The organism is Pseudomonas sp. ADAK7, from assembly GCF_012935675.1.
Taxonomy (GTDB): Bacteria; Pseudomonadota; Gammaproteobacteria; order Pseudomonadales; family Pseudomonadaceae; genus Aquipseudomonas.
Genome location: NZ_CP052861.1, coordinates 2,262,835 through 2,286,615 on the forward strand (window position 1 = coordinate 2,262,835; position 23,781 = coordinate 2,286,615).

The following is a 23,781-nucleotide window of genomic DNA, read 5'->3' on the forward strand; positions in this document are numbered from 1 at the left end:
CCGCAGAATCAGCTTCTGAAAGCATTGACCCAGGTCATGGTGCGTTGCAATGCCCCCCTGCTTTCTACATACTTGCGGCCGATTTTTATCCTAATAAAACACCCAAACCGTGGAACCTTAGAATGAGCACAGCAATCAGTCCGACTGCTTATAACTATAAGGTAGTCCGCCAGTTCGCCATCATGACGGTGGTCTGGGGGATCCTTGGCATGGGGCTTGGTGTCTTCATCGCCTCACAGCTTGTATGGCCGGAATTGAACTTCGGTCTGCCGTGGACGACTTTTGGACGCTTACGCCCGTTGCACACCAACCTGGTGATTTTCGCCTTCGGTGGTTGTGCACTGTTTGCCACTTCTTATTACGTCGTGCAGCGAACCTGCCAAACGCGACTGATTTCCGACAGCCTCGCGGCCTTCCACTTCTGGGGTTGGCAAGCGGTGATCATCGGCGCCATCGTCACCTTGCCGCTGGGTTACACCACCACCAAGGAATACGCCGAACTGGAATGGCCACTGGCTATTCTGCTGGCCGTCGTCTGGGTCGTTTACGGCCTGGTGTTCTTCGGCACCATCGTCAAGCGCAAGACCAAGCACATCTATGTCGGTAACTGGTTCTACGGCGCGTTCATCGTCGTGACCGCGATGCTGCACATCGTCAACCACATGTCGCTGCCGGTCAGCCTGTTCAAGTCCTACTCGGCCTACTCGGGTGCGACGGACGCGATGATCCAGTGGTGGTACGGCCACAACGCGGTGGGCTTCTTCCTGACCACCGGTTTCCTGGGGATGATGTACTACTTCGTGCCGAAACAGGCCGAACGTCCGATCTACTCCTATCGCCTGTCCATCGTGCACTTCTGGGCGCTGATCACCCTGTACATCTGGGCCGGTCCGCACCACTTGCACTACACCGCGTTGCCGGATTGGGCGCAGTCCCTGGGCATGGCGATGTCGATCATCCTGCTCGCGCCAAGCTGGGGCGGCATGATCAACGGCATGATGACCCTGTCGGGCGCCTGGCATAAGTTGCGCACCGACCCGATCCTGCGCTTCCTCGTGGTCTCGCTGGCGTTCTACGGCATGTCGACCTTCGAAGGCCCGATGATGGCGATCAAGACCGTCAACTCGCTCTCGCACTACACCGACTGGACCATCGGCCACGTACACGCCGGCGCGCTCGGCTGGGTAGCGATGATTTCGATCGGCGCGATCTACCACATGATCCCGAAACTGTTCGGTCGCACGCAGATGCACAGCATCGGCCTGATCAACACGCACTTCTGGCTCGCGACCATCGGTACCGTGCTGTACATCGCTTCGATGTGGGTCAACGGCATCACCCAGGGCCTGATGTGGCGTGCAATCAACGATGACGGCACCCTCACCTACTCGTTCGTTGAAGCGCTGCAAGCCAGCCACCCTGGTTTCATCGTTCGCGCCCTGGGCGGTGCGTTCTTTGCCAGCGGCATGCTGTTCATGGCCTACAACGTATTCCGTACCGTACGCGCCTCGAACCCGGTTGAAGCCGAAGCCGCCGCTCAGATTGCTGTAGTTGGAGCTCACTGATGAAGCATGAAGCAGTCGAGAAGAATATTGGCCTGCTGGCCTTCTTCATGGTTATCGCCGTCAGCATCGGCGGCCTGACCCAGATCGTTCCGCTGTTTTTCCAGGACGTCACCAACAAGCCGGTCGAAGGCATGAAGCCTCGTCCCGCGCTTGAAGTCGAAGGACGCGACGTGTTCATCGCCAACGGTTGTGTCGGCTGCCACTCGCAGATGATCCGCCCGTTCCGTGCTGAAACCGAACGTTACGGCCACTACTCGGTCGCCGGTGAAAGCGTCTGGGACCACCCGTTCCTGTGGGGTTCCAAGCGTACCGGTCCGGACCTGGCCCGTGTCGGCGGTCGTTACTCCGATGACTGGCAGCGTGCGCACTTGTACAACCCGCGCAACGTGGTGCCTGAGTCGAAAATGCCGGCCTACCCGTTCCTCGTGGAAAACAAGCTCGACGGCAAGGACACCGCCAAGAAACTGGAAGTCCTGCGCACGCTCGGCGTCCCTTACACCGACGAAGACATCGCCGGTGCCAAGGATGCGGTGAAGGGCAAGACCGAAATGGACGCGCTGGTGGCCTATCTGCAAGGCCTGGGCACCATCATCAAAAGCAAACGGTGATCTAGATGGATATCGGGATGATTCGTGGCCTGGGCACCGTTGTCGTGATGGTGGCCTTTATCGGTCTGGCGTTGTGGGTGTTCAGCCCCAAGCGCAAGTCGGAGTTTGAAGACGCGACCTTGCTGCCTTTCGCGGATGATCCCGAAGCCATCAAGCACGTCGAGCAAGCTTCTAGGAGTAACAAAGAATGACTACGTTCTGGAGTCTGTACGTCACAGTCCTGAGCCTGGGTACCATCTTCGCCCTGACCTGGCTGCTGCTGTCCACCCGCAAGGGCCAGCGCAGCGAAGCCACCGAAGAGACGGTTGGCCACTCCTTCGACGGGATCGAGGAGTACGACAACCCACTGCCGAAATGGTGGTTCATGCTGTTCGTGGGCACCATCATCTTCGCCCTCGGCTACCTGGTGCTGTACCCGGGCCTGGGCAACTGGAAAGGCCTGCTGCCGGGCTACAACTACCTCGATACCGACAAGCAGACCGCGTTCGCCAACGGCCAGACCGGCTGGACCGGCGTTCACGAGTGGGAAAAGGAAATGGCCAAGTCGGACGCCAAGTTCGGCCCGATCTTCGCCAAGTTCGCTTCCATGCCGATTGAGGACGTGGCCAAGGACCCGCAAGCCCTGAAGATGGGTGGCCGCCTTTTCGCCTCCAACTGCTCGGTCTGCCACGGTTCCGACGCCAAGGGCGCTTATGGCTTCCCGAACCTGACCGACGCCGACTGGCGCTGGGGCGGCGAACCGGAAACCATCAAGACCACCATCATGGGCGGTCGTCATGCCGTGATGCCGGCATGGGCTGAAGTGATCGGCGAGCAAGGCGTTGCCGATGTTGCCGGCTTCGTGCTGACCAACCTCGATGGCCGCAAGCTGCCGGAAGGCACCAAGTCCGACCCGGTGGCCGGGCAGAAGCTGTTCGCCGCCAACTGTGCGGTGTGCCACGGTCCGGAAGGCAAAGGAACGCCAGCCATGGGCGCGCCTAACCTGACCCACCCGGCCGCGTTCATCTACGGTTCGAGCTTCGCTCAATTGCAGCAGACCATCCGTTACGGCCGTCAGGGCCAGATGCCTGCGCAAGAACAGCTGCAAGGCAACGACAAGGTTCACCTGCTGGCCGCTTACGTCTACAGCCTGTCTCACGGTGAGAAGGCTCCGGCGGCGGATGCCCAGTAAGGCAAACGCTTGAAGCAATAAAAAACGGCCCCGCCAATGTGAATTGGCGGGGCCGTTTTGTTTGTGGCCGCGCGTGACCATGGCGACCAGTGGTAGTGCCGCTCTCCCCTCCTGGGTTGCGAGAGTTGCCATCGAGTAGTAACGTTTCTACAAAGTACTTTAAAGAGGGGGCTGCCATGATGGCCATCACCACGATTTCAAGCCGGGAATTCAACCAGGATACAAGTAGTGCCAAAAAAGCCACGCGTCAGGGGCCGGTTATTATCACCGACCGTGGCAAGCCAGCCCACGTACTGCTAAGCATTGAGGAGTACCAAAAACTCACCGGCATCAACGCCAATATCGTCGACCTGCTCGTCATGCCAGAAGCGGCAGACATTGACTTCGAAACCGAGCGTGCCGTGATCACTCATCGACCTGTGGACCTGTCTTGATGTTTCTACTCGACACCAATGTGATTTCTGAGCTGCGTAAACCCCAGGCAGATGTGAACGTTGTCGCCTGGGCCAAAAGCGTCATTGCGCCACGCCTGTTTATTTCGGCCATTACCTTGAAGGAACTGGAGACCGGAGTTCTTCGAATGGAACGTCGTGATCCCGCTCAGGGGAAAGTGTTACGCACGTGGTTGAAGCGTCACGTCATACCGGCCTTCGATGCCAGGATCTTGCCGGTCGATGCCGCCGTGGCTCTGCGCTGTGCCAGCTTGCATGTTCCGGATCAAGCAAATGAAAGCGACGCCCTTATCGCTGCGACTGCACTGGTGCATGGCCTGACCGTGGTCACCCGAAACACCGGTGATTTTCAATCCAGCGGTGTCGCATTGATCAACCCATGGGATGAATGAATGCGCCGCAATCACCGTGAGACGGCTCCGGCGGCGGATGCCCGCAAGGCCAACGCCTGAGCGCAATACGAAAAGGCCCCATCATCATTTGACGGAGCCTTTTTTAGTGGCGCAATAATCCTAGCGGTGAACCGGGATTGTCTTCACCTCGGTCTGCTTCGGCCATTTGTTTTCCTTGACCATTCTCACCGTAAGGTTTTTGCGATCCTCGGAAAAGCTGGCCGTCAGGTAAGTCTGCTGCGAAGCCCCACCGCTCAGAAAAACCGGCACGTCACCAAAGAAAGTGCGCTGGTCATAGCCCCACCAAGTACCGACACTCCGGTGATAGTGCCCGGCAAAGACAGCGGTCACCTGGTACTTCTGAATCATCAACCTGAACCGCTCAACCTGCTGAGGACTGCACTTCCACTTATCCGGCTTGTGCATATTGAGCAGGATGACCCGCCCTTTTTGCCGGGCCGCCTTCAGGTCCTGCTCCAGCCAGTCGAGGGAGTCGGTAATTTTATAGAGGGTCGGTACACCCCAATCCCAAGCTGTGAAGGTAGTGACATAGGTGGGCTCATTATGTAACTGCACCAGATGGACATCACCAAAAGTCCTGGAATAAGCCAGGCTACCGGCTACCGACCCGACAATAGAACCCTCACTCCCCGCCGTCATATCGAGCGAGTCCAACTTACCGAAGTAACGATCCTTGAAATCTACAACACTGCCCGCCGCACAATTATTTAAAAAACAATCGTCCACGTTATTCTCATAATCGTGATTACCCAGGCCGTAGTCGTATTGCCCTGCCAGGTATTTATCCAGAATCGGTTTAACGGTCGATCTCTGCCAGCCATGGCCGAAGGCAGTCATATCACCGTTAATCATTACCGGCACTTTCGAAGCACCGCCATTAAATGTCCTGAAACTGGCGATATCCGAATACTGGGTTTCAATCAGCCATTTGGAACGGGCATCCCGTTCGCCGTCAGTCTGGGCGGCGCCGCTGTCCGAATTTTCGGTCCAGGGGTATTGTGGATCGGAAGCAAATACCAGATGCCGAGGTGAATAATTAACTTGTTCAGCGTACGCAGGCACATTAAATAACAACACCAGACCCAATAACGACCCAGTCCTTGCAAATACATTCATAGACATCCATTTCCGTTTTTGATTAATCACACTAACAGAGCACCCTCGTTAGTTCTCGATCCAACGTTATGCCAGCCACCCGTTAAAAACAAATAACTCTCCGTCTTACTATAATAAAAAATGTGTCCCGACTACCGGCACATCGGTGACTTTCAATTCAACGGTGTTGCTGTGATCAATCCATGAGATGGATGAATTCGACGCAGTGGCAAAACCGTTCACAATTTGAGACGGACTTTTAATCGACCGGATGCCTTGGGGCCTGTAGTTTTTCTTCAGCTTGAACGCCCACGTCACGACGTGGAGTTTTCAAGGAACGAGAGATGCATTCACAGGTAATCACCAAGGAAGAAATGACATGTCCCATTCGGAAAACAGCTATTCCCGCTCCCGGTCACTTGAAACAATCCCTTTATTCTCGGCGCTGGAACCTGGAAACGGCACAGGTGGGCTGGACGGCCTGGGTGGCGGTCGTCTCCCGGGAAATTAACGGCTCCCCTGACGCAGAGCAGCGCCCACGCGCTGCTCTCAAGGCAAATCGTCGATCGTCTATAGTCAATTGATCTGGATCATGATTTGTTACATCTGCTACACCATCTTCGCTTTTCTCCCAACGCGACCAAAGGTCGCACCCTTGAGCTAGAGCGACAGGCGTATCATTGCGCCACTGCAACACCTCTTTTTGACCGCGGTCGGCATGTACTGACCGGGGCATTTTTCCACTGCCGTGGGATGCAATGATGAGCAATCAGATTCCGGTACACGACGTTACCCCGCCTGCCAAGAACGCGAACAACAGCGTCGACCTCTACGCCTCTCGAGAAAAGATCTACACCCGTGCCTTTACCGGCCTGTTCCGCAACCTGCGCATGATGGGCGGGGCCGGATTGTTCCTGCTGTATTTCGGTACGGTGTGGCTGAACTGGGGCGGCCACCAGGCCGTGTGGTGGAACCTGCCGGAACGTAAGTTCTTCATCTTCGGTGCGACGTTCTGGCCCCAGGATTTCATCCTGCTCTCGGGCCTGCTGATCATAAGTGCCTTCGGCCTGTTCTTCATTACCGTGTACGCCGGGCGCGTCTGGTGCGGTTATACCTGCCCGCAAAGCGTCTGGACCTGGATCTTCATGTGGTGCGAAAAGGTCACCGAAGGCGACCGTAACCAGCGCATCAAGCTCGACAAGGCGCCGATGAGCGCCAACAAATTCCTGCGCAAGTTCAGCAAGCACGGCCTGTGGCTGTTGATCGGCTTCGTTACCGGCATGACTTTCGTCGGCTACTTCTCGCCGATCCGCGAACTGACCATCGACTTCTTCACTGGCGAGGCCGATGGCTGGTCGTACTTCTGGGTCGGTTTCTTCACCCTCGCCACCTACGGCAATGCCGGCTGGTTGCGCGAGCAGGTATGCATCTACATGTGCCCGTACGCACGCTTCCAGAGCGTGATGTTCGACAAGGACACCCTGATCGTTTCCTACGACCCGCGTCGTGGCGAATCCCGTGGCCCGCGCAAGAAAGGCGTGGATTACAAGGCCCAGGGCCTGGGCGATTGCATCGACTGCACCATGTGCGTCCAGGTCTGCCCGACCGGCATCGACATCCGCGACGGCCTGCAAATCGAGTGCATCGGCTGTGCCGCGTGTATCGATGCGTGCGACAGCATCATGGACAAGATGGACTACCCGCGCGGCCTGATCAGCTACACCACCGAGCACAACCTGTCCGGGCAGAAAACCCATAAACTGCGCCCGCGCCTGATCGGCTATGCGTTAGTGCTGCTGACCATGATCGGCTTGCTGGTGACCGCCTTCTTCATGCGTTCGCTGGTGGGCTTCGACGTCAGCAAGGACCGCGTGCTGTACCGCGAGAACGCCGAAGGCCGGATCGAAAACGTCTACAGCCTGAAGATCATGAACAAGGACCAGCGCGACCACACCTATGTGCTGGAAGCCAGCGGCCTTCCGGACCTCAAGCTGCAAGGCCGGCGTGAAATCAAAGTCGCCGCCGGGGAAATTTTCAGCCAGCCGGTGGAGCTGTCCAGCGCGCCGGAGCAATTGCCATCGAGCACCAATGAGGTGAAATTCACCCTCAAGGATGCCGATGACGACAGCGTCCACGTTGAAGCCAAGAGCCGATTCATCGGCCCACAAATTCGTTGAGAGAAGTGATCATGCCCGCAGCAACTGCCGCAAGCCCTTGGTACAAGCATCTTTGGCCGTGGATCATCATCGGGATTCTCGCGTGCTCGGTGACCCTGACCCTGTCCATGGTGACCATCGCGGTCAACAATCCGGACAACCTGGTCAACGACAACTACTACGAGGCCGGCAAAGGCATCAACCGTTCCCTGGACCGTGAGTTGCTGGCCCAGACCCTGTTACTGCGCGCCAGCGTGCATCTGGATGAGCTGACCGGTGAAGTCGACCTGCGCCTGAGCGGCAACAGTCAACCCAAGACCGTTGAGCTGAACCTGATCTCGCCGACCCAGCCGGAGAAGGATCGCAAGATCACCCTGACCCACAGCGAAACCGAACAGGGCCGCTACATCGGCCAGATGAGCGACAAGGTTGAAGGTCGGCGTTTTGTCGAATTGCTGGGCGTGCAGGACGACAAGACCTGGCGCATGTTCGAGGAAGAACAGGTCAGCCACGACAAAGACCTGCTGCTGGGCGACGAGCCGTTGCAAGGCGCTGAAGACCTGAAGAAGTAAGCCTCACTTTGATCGTTCCCACGCTCTGCGTGGGAACGCAGCCAGGGACGCGCCGCGTCCCAGCCGAAGCGGACGCGGAGCGTCCGGGGAGGCATTCCCACGCAGAGCGTGGGAACGATCATCGGACAACACCCTGTGAAAACCCCATGACCACCCCAACCCCCTGCTACCACTGCGCCCTGCCCGTCCCGGCCGGCAGCCGCTTCACCGCCGTCGTCCTCGGTGAAACCCGCGAGCTCTGCTGCCCGGGTTGCCAGGCTGTGGCCGAAGCCATCGTGGCTGGTGGGCTGGAAAGTTATTACCAGCATCGCAGCGAAGCCTCGGCCAACCCCGAGTCCTTGCCGGTGCAATTGGTCGATGAACTGGCGCTGTACGACCGCGCCGACGTCCAGAAGCCCTTCGTCCGTCACGAAGGCGAACTCGCCGAAACCACATTGTTAATGGAAGGCATCAGTTGCGCCGCCTGCGGCTGGCTGATCGAGAAACACCTGCGCGGTTTGCCCGCCGTGGCCGAGGCGCGGCTGAACCTGTCCAACCATCGCTTGCACGTGCGCTGGGCCGACGCTCAATTACCGCTGAGCCAAGTGCTCAGTGAGTTGCGCCATATCGGTTACGTCGCTCACCCCTACCAGGCCGACCGCGCCAGTGAACAACTGGCCAGCGAAAATCGCCTCGCCCTGCGTCAGCTCGGTGTGGCGGGGTTGCTGTGGTTCCAGGCGATGATGGCGACCATGGCCACCTGGCCGGAATTCAACATCGACCTCAGCCCCGAGCTGCACACCATCCTGCGCTGGGTTGCGCTGTTCCTGACCACGCCGATCGTGTTTTACAGCTGCGCGCCATTCTTCAAGGGCGCCATGCGCGATTTGCGCACCCGGCACCTGACCATGGACGTGTCGGTGTCGCTGGCCATCGGCAGCGCCTACCTTGCGGGGATCTGGACTTCGATCACCGGGGTCGGCGAGTTGTATTTCGATGCCGTCGGCATGTTTGCCCTGTTCCTGCTGGCCGGGCGTTACCTGGAACGTCGCGCCCGGGAACGCACCGCCGCCGCCACCGCGCAGCTCGTGAATCTATTGCCCGCTTCGTGTTTGCGCCTGAGTGCCGATGGCCAGAGCGAACGCATCCTGCTCAGCGAGTTGCGCGTCGGTGATCAGGTGCTGGTGCACCCTGGCGCGATCCTACCGGCCGATGGCAAGATCCTCGACGGCCAGTCGAGCATCGACGAGTCCCTGCTCACCGGCGAGTACCTGCCGCAACCGCGCACCCTCGGCGATGCGGTCACCGCCGGCACCTTGAATGTTGAAGGCGCATTGACCGTTGAAGTGCTGGCGCTGGGGCACGACACGCGACTGTCCGCCATCGTCCGCCTGCTCGACCGCGCCCAGGCGGAGAAACCGCGCCTGGCGGAAATCGCCGACCGCGCCGCCCAATGGTTCCTGTTGCTGTCGCTGGTGGCTGTGGCCGCTATTGGCTTGCTGTGGTGGGAACTGGATTCGTCGCGGGCGTTCTGGATCGTGCTCGCCATGCTCGTCGCGACCTGCCCATGCGCCCTGTCCCTCGCGACGCCGACCGCGCTGACCGCCGCTACCGGCACACTGCATAAACTCGGCTTGCTGCTGACCCGCGGCCATGTGCTGGAAGGTCTGAACCAGATCGACACGGTGATTTTCGACAAGACTGGCACGCTGACCGAAGGTCGCCTGGCGCTGCGCTCGATTCGCCCGCTCGGCGCCCTCGGCAGCGATGAATGCCTGGGGCTCGCGGCAGCACTGGAAAATCGCTCCGAACACCCGATCGCCCGCGCCTTTGGCCGCGCACCATTGGCCGCCGAAGAAGTCCTGAGCACACCAGGACTGGGCCTTGAAGGCTTGGTGGGTGAGCAACGGCTGCGCATCGGCCAGCCGGGTTTTGTCTGTGAACTCAGCGGCGCTGCCGTACCGCTGATGCCGGACGAGGCCGGCCAATGGCTACTGTTGGGCGATCAAACCGGGCCGTTGGCGTGGTTTGTCCTCGACGACCGCTTGCGCGCCGATGCCCCGCCCCTGCTCGCTGCCTGCAAGGCGCGCGGCTGGCGCACGCTGTTGCTGTCCGGCGACAGTTCGCCGATGGTCGCCAGCGTCGCTGCCGAATTGGGGATTGACGAAGCCCGTGGCGGCTTGCGTCCCGACGACAAGTTGCAAGTGCTGCAACAGCTGCACAAGGAAGGACGCAAGGTGTTGATGCTCGGCGACGGGGTCAACGACGTGCCGGTGCTGGCCGCGGCCGATATCAGCGTGGCCATGGGTTCAGCCACGGACCTGGCGAAAACCAGCGCCGACGCGGTGCTGCTGTCCAACCGCCTCGACGCGTTGGTGCAAGCCTTCAGCCTGGCGCGGCGCACCCGCCGGATCATCATCGAGAACCTGTTGTGGGCCGGGTTGTACAATGGCCTCATGTTGCCGTTTGCCGCCCTCGGCTGGATCACTCCGGTGTGGGCCGCGGTCGGCATGTCGATCAGTTCGTTGACCGTGGTGCTCAATGCCCTGCGCCTGACTCGGATGCCGAGCATGCCCAAGGCGAGCGCCACGCCAGAAACCCGCCCGCTGCCGGCCTGAGCCGCGCGGGCATGGAGTCTTCCAATGCCAGCTCTTTACGTGATGATCCCGGCCGCGCTGCTGATCGTCGCCATCGCCGTCTACATCTTCTTCTGGGCGGTCGACAGCGGTCAGTACGACGACCTCGACGGCCCGGCCCACAGCATTCTGTTCGACGACCAGGACCCAAACCACACCGCTGCGGTCGATGAGGCCAGCGGTCACCCAGCCAAACCGGACGACAAGGCGCCACCCCATGCTTGAACTGGCGCCTCTGCTGGTGTCTGCGGTGATCCTCGGCCTGCTCGGCGGCGGCCATTGCCTGGGCATGTGCGGCGGTTTGATGGGCGCGTTGACCCTGGCGATCCCCAAGGAACAACGCAGCCGCCGCTTCAGATTATTGCTGGCCTACAACCTGGGCCGAATTCTCAGTTACGCCACCGCGGGCCTGTTGATCGGGCTCGCCGGCTGGGCCGTGGCCAACAGCCCGGCGGCGATGTTCATGCGCATCCTCGCCGGATTGCTGCTGATCAGCATGGGTTTGTACCTGGCCGGCTGGTGGAGCGGCCTGACCCGCATTGAAAGCCTCGGTCGCGGCCTGTGGCGGCATATTCAGCCGGTTGCCAACAAACTGCTGCCAGTGTCGAGCCTGCCCCGCGCCCTGCTGCTGGGCGCCCTCTGGGGCTGGTTGCCGTGCGGACTGGTTTACAGCACGTTGCTGTGGGCGGCGAGCCAGGGCAATGCGCTGGATAGTGCGTTGTTGATGCTGGCGTTTGGGCTGGGGACATGGCCGGTTTTATTGGCCACGGGGCTGGCGGCCGAACGCGTCACGGCGCTGTTGCGCAAACGCAGTGTGCGGATGAGTGGCGGTTTGTTGGTGATGTTGTTCGGGATCTGGACATTGCCGGGGCCGCATCAGCATTGGCTCATGGGGCATTAGATCGCAGCCCTTTAGCAGCTGCCGAGCCTGCGAGGCTGCGTTCGGCGGCGAAGCCGTCGTAAACCCTGAGTCCCGGATCATCTGATACACCGCACTGCCTGATTTCACGACGGCTTCGCCGCCGAACGCAGCCTCGCAGGCTCGGCAGCTGCTACAGGGCGATGGTTGGCAATGACACCGTTGACGCAAATCAAGATGCCCTAACGCCGCACCCCATAGACTCGCAGCCACTGCAAGCCTATCCGGGGGAACGCCCGCATGCTCGACGCCATTCGTTGGGACACAGACCTGATTCGCCGTTACGACCTGTCGGGGCCGCGCTACACCTCGTACCCGACCGCCGTTCAATTCACCAGCCAGGTTGGCACGTTCGACCTGTTCCATGCCCTGCGCGACAGCCGTAAAGCCCTGCGCCCGTTGTCGTTGTATGTGCATGTGCCGTTCTGCGCGAACATTTGCTACTACTGCGCCTGCAACAAAGTCATCACCAAGGACCGCGGTCGCGCACTCCCCTATTTGCAACGTCTGGAGCAGGAGATCCAGTTGATCGCCTGTCACCTCGACCCGGCACAGAAAGTCGAGCAACTGCATTTCGGCGGCGGCACCCCGACCTTTCTCAGCCACGACGAACTGCGCCAGTTGATGGCGCAGTTGCGCAAGCATTTCAATCTGCTGGACGATGATTCTGGCGACTACGGCATCGAGATTGATCCCCGGGAAGCCGACTGGTCAACCATGGGCCTGCTCCGGGAACTGGGCTTCAACCGGGTCAGCATCGGCCTGCAAGACCTCGACCCGGCGGTGCAACGCGCGGTCAATCGCCTGCAAAGCCTGGAAGAAACCCGTGCCGTGATCGACGCCGCGCGAACCTTGCAGTTTCGCTCGATCAACATCGACCTGATCTACGGTCTGCCGCGCCAGACGCCGGAGAATTTCGCCCGCACGGTCGATGAAGTCATCGCTCTGCAACCGGACCGGCTCTCGGTGTTCAACTACGCGCACCTGCCGGAACGCTTCATGCCGCAACGGCGGATCAACAGCAACGAACTGCCGACGCCGGCGCAAAAACTGGAAATGCTCCAAGGCACCATCGAACAGCTGACCAAGGCCGGCTACCGCTACATCGGCATGGACCACTTCGCCCTGCCCGATGACGAACTGGCGATTGCCCAGGAAGAATCGACCCTGCAACGCAACTTCCAGGGCTACACCACTCATGGTCATTGCGACTTGATCGGTCTCGGCGTGTCGGCCATCAGCCAGATTGGCGATTTGTACTGCCAGAACACCAGCGACCTGAACCTGTACCAAAACACCCTGGCCTCGGCGCAACTGGCGACCAATCGTGGCCTGCTGTGCAATGCCGACGATCGACTGCGACGAGCGGTAATTCAGCAACTGATCTGCAGTTTCACCTTGGAATTCGCCACCATCGAGAAAACCTTCAACATCGATTTCCGTGGTTACTTCAGCGAACTCTGGCCGCAACTGGAAGAGATGGCCAGGGACGGCTTGATCGAACTGGACAGCGAGCGAATCAGCGTACTGCCAGCCGGGCGACTGCTGGTGCGCTCGGTGTGCATGGTCTTCGACGCGTACCTGGAGCAGCAGAATCGTCAGCGCTTTTCGCGGGTCATTTAGGATTTCATGAGCAGCGACGCCGCCTTGAGGATTTGCTCCGGCGTCAGGCCTGACTGCTTCATGGCTTTGCTGAGCGCGTTGTTGGCGACGATCAGACCGCCGTTGAGGTTGTTGATGAACGCTTGCAACGCGCCGAGCTTGGCCTTCATTTCTTCCGGGCTCAGACGTTTATCTTTCATCACCGCCTGCATTTCGGCCAGCTTTTCGGCGATCTGCTGCTGCAATTTGCGAATCATTTTCAGGATCTGTTGAATGTTTTCCGGCAAGCCGCTTTGTTCGATGTCGCTGTCATCACCCTTGGACCCGGCGGCTTTTTCAATCCCGGCACCGGACAGCGAGACTTTGATGCCTTCGACTCTGGTCGGGGTTTCAACGGGCGCCAAGGTGACGTCCGACTCATCGACCGGCGCAATTTTCGAGGTATCGAGCAACGCCGACAAACCGCTATTGCCGGGATTCAACGTGCCAATGGCGGACATGAATGCAGTTCCTCGCAAGCGATCAGTAGACAGGTTATCGGCCGTCCGACCGCAGGCTTTACGCGCCTGCGGCAAATTCGCCGCGCGCTGGCCTGAATGTCCTCCCGTGAGTTACCCTTACGGCTTATGTGTGTTTTCCCACAAGGATTGAAGAAATGTCCGAGCCAGTCAAACTGCGCGCTCACAGCCAGGCCCATTGCAAGGATTGCAGCCTGGCCCCCCTCTGCTTGCCACTTTCTCTGAATCTGGAAGACATGGATGCGCTAGACGACATCGTTAAACGTGGTCGCCCACTGAAAAAAGGCGAGTTTCTGTTCCGCCAGGGCGACACGTTCGATTCCGTTTATGCAGTTCGCTCCGGCGCCCTGAAGACCTTCAGCCTCAGCGATGGCGGTGAAGAACAGCTCACCGGTTTCCACTTGCCGAGCGAACTGGTCGGCCTGTCAGGCATGGACACGGAAAAACACCCAGTGTCGGCGCAAGCGCTGGAAACCACCTCGGTTTGCGAAATTCCTTTCGAACGCCTCGACGAACTGTCCATACAACTGCCGCAACTGCGTCGCCAGTTGATGCGGGTGATGAGCCGCGAGATTCGCGACGATCAGCAAATGATGCTGTTGCTGTCGAAGAAAACTGCCGACGAGCGCATCGCCACGTTCCTGGTCAACCTGTCCGCACGCTTCCGCGCTCGCGGTTTCTCGGCCAACCAGTTCCGCCTGAGCATGTCGCGCAACGAAATCGGCAACTACCTGGGTCTGGCGGTGGAAACCGTATCCCGGGTGTTCACGCGCTTCCAGCAAAACGAACTGATCGCCGCCGAGGGTAAGGAGATCCATATTCTTGACCCGATCCAGCTGTGCGCCCTGGCCGGCGGCTCTCTCGACTGACTAGTGCAATTGCGGCTGAGCGAAACGGTTCAGCCGCCGTTATACTGCGTCGTTTGCAGCCTGCCAGGACAACTCGACGATGGTCTTCGACTCCTTCGACATCAAATCCCTGATCCGCCCCGTGATCGACTTCCCCAAGCCGGGCGTGATCTTTCGCGATATCACCCCGCTGTTCCAATCGCCCACGGCCCTGCGCCTGGTGATGGACACTTTTGCCCACCGTTACGTCGAGGCCGACTTCACGCACATTGGCGCAATGGACGCCCGTGGCTTCCTGATCGGTTCGGTGTTGGCGTATCAGTTGAACAAGCCGTTGGTGCTGTTCCGCAAGCAAGGCAAACTGCCGGCGGACGTGCTGGCCGAGGGTTACGCGACCGAGTATGGCGAAGCGTTCCTCGAAGTGCATGCCGACAGCTTGTGCGAAGGTGATTCGGTGGTGATGTTCGATGACCTGATCGCGACCGGCGGTACCTTGATCGCGGCGGCGAACCTGATTCGGCGCATGGGTGCGCGGGTGCATGAAGCGGCGGCGATTATTGATTTGCCGGAGCTGGGTGGATCGCAGCGGCTGGAAGATATGGGCATCCCTACCTTCTGCCTGACGCAGTTTGCGTTGAGCGAGCAGTAAGGCGCCACCGCTCGATCGTTCCCACGCTCTGCGTGGGAATGATCGGGCGTCAAAGCCCCATCTGCTTGCTGATGATCTCGTTCATCACTTCCCGCGTCCCGCCGCCAATCGACAGTATCCGGTTATCCCGATACAACCGCTCCACCAGACTTTCACGCATATACCCCAGCCCTCCCAGAATCTGCACCGCATCCGTGGTGATGCGATCCGCCGTGTCCGTGGCGAAATTCTTGGCCATGGAAATCTCTTTGATCACGCTCTGCCCCGCCGCCATTTTCGCCGCCTGGCGGTAGGTGAATTCCCGTGAGACTTCCAGCGCCGTGGCCATTTCGGCGAGGCGGTGCTTGAGCACCTGGAACTTGCCGATCGGTTTACCGAAAGCTTCGCGCTGCCGTGCCCATTTCAGGCTCTCCTCCAGCGCCAGTTGCGCGGTCATGTTGGCCATTAGCGCCAGGGCCAGGCGTTCGCTCTGGAAGTTGCCCATGATGCAGGCGAAGCCCATGTTCTCGGCGCCGATCAGATTTCCTACAGGCACCTGGCAATTGTCGAAGAACAATTCAGCCGTGTCCGACGCCCACCAGCCCATTTTCTTCAACTGCCGCCCGACCGTGAAACCGGGTGTGCCCTTCTCGATCAACAACAGGCTGATGCCGCCGAAACCGGGCTCGCCGGTGCGCACCGCCACCGTATAGAAATCCGCGCGGACGCCGCTGGTGATGAAGGTTTTACTGCCGCTGACCCGGTAGAAGTCGCCGTCACGCACGGCGCGGGTTTGCAGGTTGGCCACATCGGAGCCGCCGCTGGGTTCGGTGATGGCCAGGGCGCTGATTTTCTCGCCGGACAACACCTGTGGCACGACCCGATCACGGACTTCAGGACGGGCCCACTTGAGGATCGGCGGCAGTCCGATGTCCAGCGAACCGAGGCCGGCGACCAACCCTCCGGAGCCGCAGCGCATCAGCTCTTCGCTGGCGGCGACCTTGGCGAACAGATCACCTTCATGACTGCCGCCCAGGGCTTCGGGGTATCCGATGCCGAGAATCCCGGCGGCTCCAGCCTTGAGGTACAGCTCCCGGGGAAAGCTTTCGGCCTCTTCCCACTGGTCAATGTCCGGCAAAATCTCGCGCTCGACGAAACGCCTGACGCTGTCGCGGACCAATTGGTGGCTGGGGTCGAAGTATTCCTGAAAGGCAGGCATCGGCGAGCTCCACTGAAGGGTTCAGCGAAGTTAACCGAGCGCTTGCTTGGTTTTCAACAGGATTGTGTGGATCAGATGGACCGAGGAGCCCGCGAAGGGGCCCGTTCAGGCGCTACAACGCGATCGGCTTACGCCCCGCAAACGAATGCGCCAACGTCCCGCCATCCACCAGCTCCAGCTCGCCACCCAACGGCACGCCATGGGCGATGCGCGAGGCGATCAAGCCTTTGTTGCTGAGCAACTGGGCGATGTAATGTGCCGTGGCTTCGCCTTCCACCGTCGGGTTGGTGGCGAGGATGACTTCGGTAAAGGTGCCCGCCTCTTCGATCCGCGCCAGCAATTGCGGAATGCCGATAGCCTCTGGCCCGAGACCGTCGAGCGGCGACAAATGGCCCTTGAGCACGAAATAGCGACCACGGAAACCGGTCTGCTCCACGGCGTAGACGTCCATCGGCCCTTCCACCACGCAGAGCAAGGTGTCATCACGGCGGTTGTCGGCGCATTGCGGGCACAGGTCGTCTTCGGTCAGCGTGCGGCACAAGCGACAATGACCGACCCCTTCCATGGCCTGGCTCAGGGCCAGCGCCAGGCGCGAGCCGCCGCTGCGATCGCGCTCGAGCAGTTGCAACGCCATGCGCTGGGCGGTTTTCTGACCCACGCCCGGCAACGTTCGCAGGGCATCGATCAGTTGGCGAATCAGAGGGCTGAAGCTCATGGGGAAAAGTCCGACAAAACAACGAGACGCGGTTTATACCCGCGCCTCTGGCCAGCGTCAAATACTCAGTCCTGGGCGACCCGCACCACCAGTTTGCCGAAGTTGCGTCCTTCCAGCAGACCGATGAACGCCTCGGGCGCCTGCTCCAGGCCCTCGACGATGTCTTCGCGGAACTTGACCTTGCCGTCGCGCACCCACGGCGCCATGGCACTGACAAATTCCGGCTGACGATCACCGTAGTCATCAAACACGATAAAGCCCTGAATGCGCACGCGCTTGGTCAGCAAGGTGCGCTGCAATTGCGGCAGGCGATCCGGCCCGCTCGGCGCTTCATGAGCGTTGTACCCAGCGATCAGGCCACACAGCGGAATCCGCGCCTTGGCGTTGAGCAGCGGCACGATCGCATCGAAGACCTTACCGCCGACGTTTTCGTAGTAGATGTCGACGCCCTTGGGGCACGCCATGGCCAGGTCATTGGCAAAGTCCGGGCTCTTGTGGTCGATGCAGGCGTCGAAGCCCAGCTCCTCGACCACGTAGCGGCACTTGTCCGCACCGCCGGCGATACCGACCACGCGCAGGCCTTTGATCTTCGCCACTTGGCCGACCACCGAACCCACCGCGCCGGACGCCGCGGCGACCACCAGGGTTTCGCCGGCCTTGGGCTGGCCAATGTCCATCAGGCCCATATAGGCCGTCATGCCCGGCATGCCCAACACGCCCAGTGCCATCGACGGGCTCGGCAAACCGGACGGGATCGGAATGATGTTGCGCCCATCGCTGATGCTGTGGCTCTGCCAACCGGTGGAACCGACCACCAGATCGCCTTCGTGGAACTTGGGATTGAGCGAATGCTCGACGCGGCTGACCGCGCCTCCGGTCATCACCTCGTCGATTTCCACCGGCGCGGCGTAGGACGGCGCATCACTCATGCGTCCGCGCATGTAGGGATCGAGGGACAGGTAAAGGGTCTTGAGCAACACCTGACCGTCGGCCAAGTCCGGCAGCGCGACGCGCTCCAGGCGAAAATTCTCCGGGGTCGGCGCGCCCACCGGGCGCGACACCAGGACGATACGTTGGTTGAGGGTCAATGCTTGTGGCATGTGAGCGTCTCCTGTGATCGATGAATTCAGCGGTATAGGGTGCAGACCTTGGTGAGGGTTGGGCGTTCGATGTTTCTGCCACAGATCGTGCGCCGGAAACAAAAATGCCAGGCGCGATGCCTGGCATTTTTTTGTAGCTCATCCGACGCGCGTTGGCGAATCAGAATGGCAGTTTCATACCCGGTGGCAGTTGCATGCCAGCGGTCACGCCGGACATTTTGTCCTGGCTGTTGGCTTCGATCTTGCGCACGGCATCGTTGACGGCGGCGGCGAACACGGCCTCCAGCATCTCTTTGTCGTCTTCGCTCAGGCCTTCTACCAGGCTTGGGTCGATGGTCACGCGCTTGACGTCGTGACGACCGGTCATCACCACGGTGACCATATCGCCGCCGGCCTTACCGGTGACTTCGGCATTGGCCAGTTCTTCCTGCATCTTGGCCATTTTTTCCTGCATCTGCTGCGCCTGCTTCATCAGGCCGGCCATGCCACCCTTCATCATGGTAATCACCTCAAAGTACTTGGATAAAAACGGCGCCCGGCCCATGCGGCCGAATGCCTTCAGTTATTAGCCCTGACTGACCAGGGCTTCGACAGGTTCAATAGTATCGTTACGGATCACCGCACCGAACTGCTGCATCATTTGCTGGATGAACGGATCACCGTGGATCGACTCCTCGGCCTCGCGCTGGCGATTCACCCGACGGCGGGACGCGGCCTGGGCCGGGGTTTCCTGCTCGGGCTTGATCAGTTCCATGCTCAGGCTCAGCGTACGCCCGTGGAACTGGTTCAGCGCATCATTCAAACGACGTTGCTGGGTCGCGTTGAATAAGGCGCTGTGGGCCGGGTCCAGGTGCAACAGCCAGTTGTCGCCATCGACGGCGATCAGCGTGCAGTTGGCGGCGATGCTGCCGGTCATGCCCGAGATCGGCAGTTTCGGGAACAGCTCCAGCCATTGCAGCGCCAGACCGGTGGCCGGTGCCGCAGCGGGTTCTGGCTCGGGTTCCGGCGCCGGCTCGGCGGTATGTTCGCTGGCCAGTTCATCGAGATAGCTATAGGCCGAATCGATGTCCGGCTCGATGTAATCTTCATCCAGCGGCGGCTCGTCATCCAGATCGACGCCCGGCGTGGCGGCATCGACCTCGGCCACGGACGGTTCCGGGATCGGCGCAGCGGCCCACTCCGGCGCGTCCGGCACCACGCTGTCAGGCGTGGGCATCGGCATCGGTGGCAATTCGGGTTGTTCGGCGGCGGTTTCCAGCACCGGCTCGATGGCCGGCTGCTGGATAACTTCAGGCTCGACCGGGTCATTCCACGGCAGATCGACGACGGCTTCGACCGCGACCGCCTCAACCACAGGCTCGGGCACGATCACGGGCGCAACCGGTTCCGGCGCAGGGACTGGCGTCGGTTCAACAACCGGCGCAGCAACAACCGGGGCAACTGCCGCAGCGACTACCGGCGCAACGTTAGGCGCGGCAGCCACTGAGTTTGCGGAATCAACTGTGGCCTGGCTGATCCCCACTGGCTTTAGCGGCTGCCTCGGAGCGTCCGCCGTATCCGCCGGCCTGAACGCCAGCATGCGCAGCAGGACCATTTCGAAACCACCGCGCGGGTCCGGTGCCAGCGGCAAGTCGCGCCGACCGATCAGGCCCATCTGGTAATAAAACTGTACGTCTTCGGCCGGCAACGCCTGGGCCAGCGCCAGTACCCGGTCACGATCGCCGTGGCCGTTATCGACGCCTTCCGGCAAAGCCTGGGCGATGGCGACGCGGTGCAGCACGTTGAGAATTTCCGAGAGCACGCCGTTCCAGTCCGGGCCTTGCTCGGCCAGGTGACGCACGGCCTCGAGCAACGCCTTGGCGTCGCCTTCGATCAACGAATGCAGGACATCGAATACCTGGCCGTGATCGAGCGTGCCAAGCATCGCCCGCACATCGGCGGCCATGACCTTGCCTTCACCAAAGGCGATGGCCTGGTCGGTCAGGCTCATGGCGTCACGCATCGAGCCGTCGGCGGCGCGGCCGAGCAACCACAGTGCGTCATCCTCGAACGGCACCTGTTCGACACCCAGGACGTGGGTCAAATGCTCGACCACTCGTTCCGGGGTCATGTTCTTCAGCGAGAACTGCAGGCACCGCGAAAGAATCGTTGCCGGAAGTTTCTGCGGATCGGTGGTCGCCAGGATGAACTTGACGTAGGGCGGCGGCTCTTCGAGGGTTTTCAGCAGCGCATTAAAGGAATGGCTGGAGAGCATGTGCACTTCGTCGATCAGGTAGACCTTGAAGCGCCCGCGGCTCGGGGCGTACTGCACGTTGTCGAGCAGTTCGCGGGTGTCCTCGACCTTGGTCCGGCTCGCGGCGTCGATCTCGATCAGGTCGACAAAGCGCCCCTCATCGATCTCGCGGCACACCGAGCACTCGCCGCAGGGCGTTGAAGTGATACCTGTTTCACAGTTCAGGCATTTGGCAATGATTCGTGCGATGGTGGTCTTGCCGACCCCGCGCGTACCGGTAAACAGGTAAGCGTGGTGCAGCCGCTGGCTGTCCAAGGCATTGATCAGAGCCTTGAGCACATGGGTCTGGCCGACCATTTCGCGGAACGAGCGCGGACGCCATTTACGTGCAAGAACCTGATAACTCATCGAAAACCATCGCCACTGGGAAGCAGAAGCGGCTAATGCTAGCGGAGCAGGCCCGAAATTGCATCCGGTGTGCTCGTCTAATCTGGCTAAGCTGCACTTTGGGGGGCTATTTTCGGCTCGGGGTTCATCAGTACCGGAGCGTTTATGCGGTTGGCCTTGGGGGCATTGTTGTTAATCAGCCTGAACGTCACGGCCGCCGACGCGCCTGTGCGCTACGTGATGGCCGACAGTTGGGCGATGCCGATGGTGCAACTGGAGCGCGGTCGACCAACCCAGGGCATCCTGTATGACGTCATGCTCAGCCTCTCGACCCAGGTCGGTGTGCCGGCCGAGTTTCATGTGTTGCCGCGGGCTCGCGTGCAGAACGCCATGGAGCACGGCGAGGTCGATGTGCGCTGTTATGCCGCGCAATCATGGCAGCCCAACCAGTCCGGGGATTACATCTGGAGCATTCCGCTGTTTCTGCAACGGGACCTGCTGGTCAGCCGCAACGGCGCGCCTACGTCAGTCGCCCCCGCCGATCTGCGACACGAAACCATCGGCACCGTGCTTGGCTACATTTACCCGACGCTGCAACCGCTGTTCGATTCCGGCCAGTTGCAACGCGAAGACGCGCGCAACCAGGAACAGGTGCTGGATAAACTTTTGGCCGGACGCTCGCGCTACGCTGTCAGCAACCAATGGACCCTGGACTGGTTCAACCAGCGCCTGATGCCCGGTCGACAACTGCAAGCGGTGGCGGTGCTGCAGGAGCAGAATGTCGGCTGCTATGTGCGCAACGATCCGAAAGTGCCGGTGCAGCGGATTTTGCGCACCTTGTTGCGGATGAAAATGTCCGGGGAGATCGATGACATTATCGGGCTCTACATCGGCAACGAGCCCGCAACGCCTTGAACGTCAGCCCACCTGATCCAGCGTCTGCCACTGCGTCGGCGCAACAAACCCGGCGACCCAATCCGGCACCTCGGCGGGCGGCATCGGCCGGGCAATGAAATAGCCCTGGGCCACTTCACAGCCGAGCTGCAACAACAGTAGGCCATGCTCGACACTTTCCAGGCCCTCGGCAATCACTTGACGGCCAAACGCCCGGGCCAGGCCGATCACTGCGGTGGTCAGGGCCAGGTCGTCACGGTCGTGAAGAATGTCGCGAACAAAGGATTTATCGATCTTGATCGTCTGCGTGCGCAGGCGCTTGAGATAGCTCAGGGACGAATAACCGGTGCCGAAATCCCCCAGCGAAAATTGCACCCCGAGCGCCTGGCAGGCCTGTAAACAGGCGCTGACATGCTGGATATTCTCCACGGCCACCGACTCGACGATTTCCAGGTCCAGCAGTTGCGGGGCCACTTGGGCATGCCGGGCCAGCACCTGCCTGAGCCGCTCGACAAAGTCCGCCCGCTGAAAATGTCGCGCCGCAATGTTGATGCTGATCGGCCAGCCCTGCCCCGCCTGCTGCCAACGGTGCAGTTGCGCCAGGACCTGATCCATCACCCATTCACCAATGTCGATGATCAGGTCCGTTTCCTCCACCAGCGGCAGGAAATCCCGCGGCAGCACCAGGCCGTTTTGCGGATGCTCCCAGCGCAACAACGCCTCGAAACCGACGACCTCGCCACGACGCATGTTCACCTTGGGCTGAAAATGCAGGCGCAACTCGCCAGCGGCCAGGGCCTGGCGGACTCGCTCGACAGTCTGATGGGTGGCTTTGACTTCCTGGTCGCGGGAGACATCGAACAGGTGAAACCGGTTACGTCCGCGCTGTTTGGCCACGTACATCGCCTGATCGGCATGGCGCAACAGGGTTTCGGCATCTTCGTTGTCGTAAGGGAACAGGGTCACGCCGATGCTGGCGAACACATTAATGTCCTTGCCGTGCAGCGAATACGGCGCCGAAATCGCCCCCAGCACCCGATTCAGCGCCGCGCGCAACTCCGGCAGATCCCGAACGTAACGCAACACCAGCACAAACTCGTCACCGGCGAGTCGCGCCACCACGTCCTCGCCGCGCACGATCGCGCGCAATCGCTTGGCCACTTCCACCAGCAGCAAATCGCCGCTGGCATGACCGTAGCCATCGTTGACCGCCTTGAAGCCGTCGAGGTCGAGCATGCACACCGCCAGCGGAATGTTTTCCTGGCGCGAGAACTCCAGCGCCTGATCCAGCAGGTCTGAGAGAAATGCGCGATTGGGCAATCCCGTGAGCACGTCATGCCCGACCCGCCATTGCAGGGAATGCAGCAGTTGGCGTTTTTCGCTGATGTCGAAACGGATCGACAAGTAGCGGTCGACTCGCCCAGTGACTTCGTCGAGCACCGGCACCATGGTGCTGTCGACCCAGTAGAGGCTGCCATCCTTGGCCCGATTGCAGATCTCGCCTTTCCAGACGCTGCCCAGGGCGATGGTGCGCCACAGGCCGGCGAAGAAATCGGCGGAGTGCAGGCCGGAATTGAGCAGGCGATGGTTCTGCCCGATCAGTTCCTCGCGGCTATAGCCGGAGATGGCGCAGAACTGGTCATTGACGTAAGTGATCCGGCCGCTCAGATCCGTCTCGGAAAAGATGGCGGCGGCGTCCACGGCCCTGCGGTATTTCTCATCCATGAGGAAGGCTCGTTGTCGCTAGCGGTGGTACCGCTCGACCAGCGCACAATGCCCGGAAGAGATGTTTTGAGACGGACTGCGCAGAGACACGTAATCACTCCATGGACAGCAGTTGATGGCCCCGGGACAGCAGAAGATCAACTAGGCTAAAAGGCCTCGGGCAAGCTGCAAACAGCGACCCAGGTAACGTTTTGCAAGGCATCCGAGCCACGCTTGGCTTCTCCGCACAGCCGACATTGGAACGCAATGCAGGCTGTTTCTTATCGCCTCAACTTCTGAAAGCAGGTCACCAAATGCCCCCTTCGAGCGGCGATTCTACGAAATGCATCACATTTTGCAAAGCAAG

At 60.5% G+C, this 23,781-nt stretch carries 23 protein-coding genes; 15 read left to right on the forward strand and 8 right to left on the reverse strand.

Annotation, left to right across the window (positions count from 1 at the left end; all coding sequences use genetic code 11):
• Positions 1-122 precede the first annotated feature (122 nt).
• The 6 genes from ccoN (at position 123) to HKK53_RS10535 (ending at position 4,188) form a co-directional block, all read left to right on the forward strand.
• Positions 123-1,565, forward strand: a complete 1,443-nt coding sequence (gene ccoN / locus HKK53_RS10510) for a cytochrome-c oxidase, cbb3-type subunit I (protein WP_133836741.1) — start codon at positions 123-125, stop codon at positions 1,563-1,565.
• Positions 1,565-2,173: a cytochrome-c oxidase, cbb3-type subunit II gene (ccoO, locus tag HKK53_RS10515; protein ID WP_054054085.1), complete on the forward strand. Its 609-nt coding sequence runs from the start codon at positions 1,565-1,567 to the stop codon at positions 2,171-2,173. Before ccoN ends, ccoO begins: the two co-directional genes overlap by 1 nt.
• A 5-nt stretch (positions 2,174-2,178) precedes the next feature.
• Positions 2,179-2,364 (forward strand): CcoQ/FixQ family Cbb3-type cytochrome c oxidase assembly chaperone, encoded by a 186-nt coding sequence (locus HKK53_RS10520; protein ID WP_003175465.1) that lies wholly within the window; start codon positions 2,179-2,181, stop codon positions 2,362-2,364.
• Positions 2,361-3,344 carry a cytochrome-c oxidase, cbb3-type subunit III gene (gene ccoP / locus HKK53_RS10525; RefSeq protein WP_169370771.1) on the forward strand — a complete coding sequence of 328 codons (984 nt, stop codon included), beginning with the start codon at positions 2,361-2,363 and terminating at the stop codon, positions 3,342-3,344. The genes HKK53_RS10520 and ccoP overlap by 4 nt, the downstream gene beginning before the upstream one ends.
• Before the next feature lie 179 nt (positions 3,345-3,523).
• Complete coding sequence (locus HKK53_RS10530) at positions 3,524-3,778, forward strand: type II toxin-antitoxin system Phd/YefM family antitoxin (RefSeq protein ID WP_178117483.1); 255 nt, start codon at positions 3,524-3,526, stop codon at positions 3,776-3,778.
• Positions 3,778-4,188: a type II toxin-antitoxin system VapC family toxin gene (locus HKK53_RS10535; RefSeq protein ID WP_169370773.1), complete on the forward strand. Its 411-nt coding sequence runs from the start codon at positions 3,778-3,780 to the stop codon at positions 4,186-4,188. Before HKK53_RS10530 ends, HKK53_RS10535 begins: the two co-directional genes overlap by 1 nt.
• Before the next feature lie 120 nt (positions 4,189-4,308).
• On the opposite strand, the gene HKK53_RS10540 is transcribed toward HKK53_RS10535, so the two are convergent.
• Positions 4,309-5,325: a metallophosphoesterase family protein gene (locus tag HKK53_RS10540; protein ID WP_169370774.1), complete on the reverse strand. Its 1,017-nt coding sequence runs from the start codon at positions 5,323-5,325 to the stop codon at positions 4,309-4,311.
• A gap of 740 nt (positions 5,326-6,065) precedes the next feature.
• On the opposite strand from HKK53_RS10540, the gene ccoG reads away from it, so the two are divergent.
• The 6 genes from ccoG to hemN all read left to right on the forward strand — a co-directional run bounded on the left by ccoG (position 6,066) and on the right by hemN (position 13,189).
• Positions 6,066-7,481: a cytochrome c oxidase accessory protein CcoG gene (gene ccoG, locus HKK53_RS10545; protein WP_169370775.1), complete on the forward strand. Its 1,416-nt coding sequence runs from the start codon at positions 6,066-6,068 to the stop codon at positions 7,479-7,481.
• 11 nt (positions 7,482-7,492) lie between these two features.
• Positions 7,493-8,032 carry a FixH family protein gene (locus HKK53_RS10550; protein ID WP_169370776.1) on the forward strand — a complete coding sequence of 180 codons (540 nt, stop codon included), beginning with the start codon at positions 7,493-7,495 and terminating at the stop codon, positions 8,030-8,032.
• A 146-nt stretch (positions 8,033-8,178) separates the two neighbouring features.
• Positions 8,179-10,629: a heavy metal translocating P-type ATPase gene (locus HKK53_RS10555; RefSeq protein ID WP_169370777.1), complete on the forward strand. Its 2,451-nt coding sequence runs from the start codon at positions 8,179-8,181 to the stop codon at positions 10,627-10,629.
• Between the two features lie 24 nt (positions 10,630-10,653).
• Positions 10,654-10,872, forward strand: a complete 219-nt coding sequence (ccoS, locus tag HKK53_RS10560; RefSeq protein ID WP_047531427.1) for a cbb3-type cytochrome oxidase assembly protein CcoS — start codon at positions 10,654-10,656, stop codon at positions 10,870-10,872.
• Entirely contained in the window at positions 10,865-11,548 is a 684-nt protein-coding gene (locus HKK53_RS10565) for a sulfite exporter TauE/SafE family protein (RefSeq protein WP_169370778.1), read from the forward strand. The genes ccoS and HKK53_RS10565 overlap by 8 nt, the downstream gene beginning before the upstream one ends.
• 258 nt (positions 11,549-11,806) lie before the next feature.
• Positions 11,807-13,189, forward strand: a complete 1,383-nt coding sequence (gene hemN / locus HKK53_RS10570; RefSeq protein WP_169370779.1) for an oxygen-independent coproporphyrinogen III oxidase — start codon at positions 11,807-11,809, stop codon at positions 13,187-13,189.
• Here hemN and HKK53_RS10575 read toward each other — a convergent pair.
• Positions 13,186-13,668, reverse strand: a complete 483-nt coding sequence (locus tag HKK53_RS10575; protein ID WP_169370780.1) for a hypothetical protein — start codon at positions 13,666-13,668, stop codon at positions 13,186-13,188. The two genes, hemN and HKK53_RS10575, sit on opposite strands and share 4 nt — an antisense overlap.
• Before the next feature lie 155 nt (positions 13,669-13,823).
• On the opposite strand from HKK53_RS10575, the gene fnr reads away from it, so the two are divergent.
• The gene (fnr, locus tag HKK53_RS10580) at positions 13,824-14,555 is read left to right on the forward strand and encodes a fumarate/nitrate reduction transcriptional regulator Fnr (RefSeq protein ID WP_169370781.1); all 732 of its coding nucleotides are present in this window, start codon (positions 13,824-13,826) and stop codon (positions 14,553-14,555) included.
• Positions 14,556-14,634: 79 nt separating this feature from the next.
• Positions 14,635-15,183, forward strand: a complete 549-nt coding sequence (locus tag HKK53_RS10585; RefSeq protein WP_133836729.1) for an adenine phosphoribosyltransferase — start codon at positions 14,635-14,637, stop codon at positions 15,181-15,183.
• Positions 15,184-15,232: 49 nt separating this feature from the next.
• On the opposite strand, the gene HKK53_RS10590 is transcribed toward HKK53_RS10585, so the two are convergent.
• The 5 genes from HKK53_RS10590 to dnaX form a co-directional block, all read right to left on the reverse strand.
• Positions 15,233-16,381, reverse strand: a complete 1,149-nt coding sequence (locus tag HKK53_RS10590) for an acyl-CoA dehydrogenase family protein (RefSeq protein WP_169370782.1) — start codon at positions 16,379-16,381, stop codon at positions 15,233-15,235.
• A gap of 112 nt (positions 16,382-16,493) precedes the next feature.
• Positions 16,494-17,096 carry a recombination mediator RecR gene (gene recR, locus HKK53_RS10595; RefSeq protein WP_133836727.1) on the reverse strand — a complete coding sequence of 201 codons (603 nt, stop codon included), beginning with the start codon at positions 17,094-17,096 and terminating at the stop codon, positions 16,494-16,496.
• Positions 17,097-17,161: 65 nt separating this feature from the next.
• Positions 17,162-18,196 carry an NADP-dependent oxidoreductase gene (locus HKK53_RS10600; protein ID WP_169370783.1) on the reverse strand — a complete coding sequence of 345 codons (1,035 nt, stop codon included), beginning with the start codon at positions 18,194-18,196 and terminating at the stop codon, positions 17,162-17,164.
• Between the two features lie 160 nt (positions 18,197-18,356).
• A complete protein-coding gene (locus HKK53_RS10605; protein WP_007905413.1) occupies positions 18,357-18,695 on the reverse strand; it encodes a YbaB/EbfC family nucleoid-associated protein in 339 nt (112 codons plus the stop codon).
• A gap of 66 nt (positions 18,696-18,761) precedes the next feature.
• Positions 18,762-20,837 carry a DNA polymerase III subunit gamma/tau gene (gene dnaX, locus HKK53_RS10610; protein WP_169370784.1) on the reverse strand — a complete coding sequence of 692 codons (2,076 nt, stop codon included), beginning with the start codon at positions 20,835-20,837 and terminating at the stop codon, positions 18,762-18,764.
• Between the two features lie 144 nt (positions 20,838-20,981).
• Between dnaX and HKK53_RS10615 the strand changes: the two genes are divergently transcribed.
• Positions 20,982-21,731: a substrate-binding periplasmic protein gene (locus HKK53_RS10615; RefSeq protein WP_169370785.1), complete on the forward strand. Its 750-nt coding sequence runs from the start codon at positions 20,982-20,984 to the stop codon at positions 21,729-21,731.
• A gap of 3 nt (positions 21,732-21,734) precedes the next feature.
• Here the strand turns inward: HKK53_RS10615 and HKK53_RS10620 are convergent, their stop codons facing one another.
• Complete coding sequence (locus HKK53_RS10620) at positions 21,735-23,435, reverse strand: putative bifunctional diguanylate cyclase/phosphodiesterase (protein ID WP_169370786.1); 1,701 nt, start codon at positions 23,433-23,435, stop codon at positions 21,735-21,737.
• Between the last annotated feature and the right edge of the window lie 346 nt (positions 23,436-23,781).

Excerpts from the sequence above, each read along its gene's own strand:
- ccoN (WP_133836741.1), top strand. The coding sequence starts at position 123 with ATGAGCACAGCAATCAGTCCGACTGCTTATAACTATAAGGTAGTCCGC.
- ccoO (WP_054054085.1), top strand. The coding sequence starts at position 1,565 with ATGAAGCATGAAGCAGTCGAGAAGAATATTGGCCTGCTGGCCTTCTTC.
- HKK53_RS10520 (WP_003175465.1), top strand. The coding sequence starts at position 2,179 with ATGGATATCGGGATGATTCGTGGCCTGGGCACCGTTGTCGTGATGGTG.
- ccoP (WP_169370771.1), top strand. The coding sequence starts at position 2,361 with ATGACTACGTTCTGGAGTCTGTACGTCACAGTCCTGAGCCTGGGTACC.
- HKK53_RS10530 (WP_178117483.1), top strand. The coding sequence starts at position 3,524 with ATGGCCATCACCACGATTTCAAGCCGGGAATTCAACCAGGATACAAGT.
- HKK53_RS10535 (WP_169370773.1), top strand. The coding sequence starts at position 3,778 with ATGTTTCTACTCGACACCAATGTGATTTCTGAGCTGCGTAAACCCCAG.
- HKK53_RS10540 (WP_169370774.1), bottom strand. The coding sequence starts at position 5,325 with ATGAATGTATTTGCAAGGACTGGGTCGTTATTGGGTCTGGTGTTGTTA.
- ccoG (WP_169370775.1), top strand. The coding sequence starts at position 6,066 with ATGAGCAATCAGATTCCGGTACACGACGTTACCCCGCCTGCCAAGAAC.
- HKK53_RS10550 (WP_169370776.1), top strand. The coding sequence starts at position 7,493 with ATGCCCGCAGCAACTGCCGCAAGCCCTTGGTACAAGCATCTTTGGCCG.
- HKK53_RS10555 (WP_169370777.1), top strand. The coding sequence starts at position 8,179 with ATGACCACCCCAACCCCCTGCTACCACTGCGCCCTGCCCGTCCCGGCC.
- ccoS (WP_047531427.1), top strand. The coding sequence starts at position 10,654 with ATGCCAGCTCTTTACGTGATGATCCCGGCCGCGCTGCTGATCGTCGCC.
- HKK53_RS10565 (WP_169370778.1), top strand. The coding sequence starts at position 10,865 with ATGCTTGAACTGGCGCCTCTGCTGGTGTCTGCGGTGATCCTCGGCCTG.
- hemN (WP_169370779.1), top strand. The coding sequence starts at position 11,807 with ATGCTCGACGCCATTCGTTGGGACACAGACCTGATTCGCCGTTACGAC.
- HKK53_RS10575 (WP_169370780.1), bottom strand. The coding sequence starts at position 13,668 with ATGTCCGCCATTGGCACGTTGAATCCCGGCAATAGCGGTTTGTCGGCG.
- fnr (WP_169370781.1), top strand. The coding sequence starts at position 13,824 with ATGTCCGAGCCAGTCAAACTGCGCGCTCACAGCCAGGCCCATTGCAAG.
- HKK53_RS10585 (WP_133836729.1), top strand. The coding sequence starts at position 14,635 with ATGGTCTTCGACTCCTTCGACATCAAATCCCTGATCCGCCCCGTGATC.
- HKK53_RS10590 (WP_169370782.1), bottom strand. The coding sequence starts at position 16,381 with ATGCCTGCCTTTCAGGAATACTTCGACCCCAGCCACCAATTGGTCCGC.
- recR (WP_133836727.1), bottom strand. The coding sequence starts at position 17,096 with ATGAGCTTCAGCCCTCTGATTCGCCAACTGATCGATGCCCTGCGAACG.
- HKK53_RS10600 (WP_169370783.1), bottom strand. The coding sequence starts at position 18,196 with ATGCCACAAGCATTGACCCTCAACCAACGTATCGTCCTGGTGTCGCGC.
- HKK53_RS10605 (WP_007905413.1), bottom strand. The coding sequence starts at position 18,695 with ATGATGAAGGGTGGCATGGCCGGCCTGATGAAGCAGGCGCAGCAGATG.
- dnaX (WP_169370784.1), bottom strand. The coding sequence starts at position 20,837 with ATGAGTTATCAGGTTCTTGCACGTAAATGGCGTCCGCGCTCGTTCCGC.
- HKK53_RS10615 (WP_169370785.1), top strand. The coding sequence starts at position 20,982 with ATGCGGTTGGCCTTGGGGGCATTGTTGTTAATCAGCCTGAACGTCACG.
- HKK53_RS10620 (WP_169370786.1), bottom strand. The coding sequence starts at position 23,435 with ATGGATGAGAAATACCGCAGGGCCGTGGACGCCGCCGCCATCTTTTCC.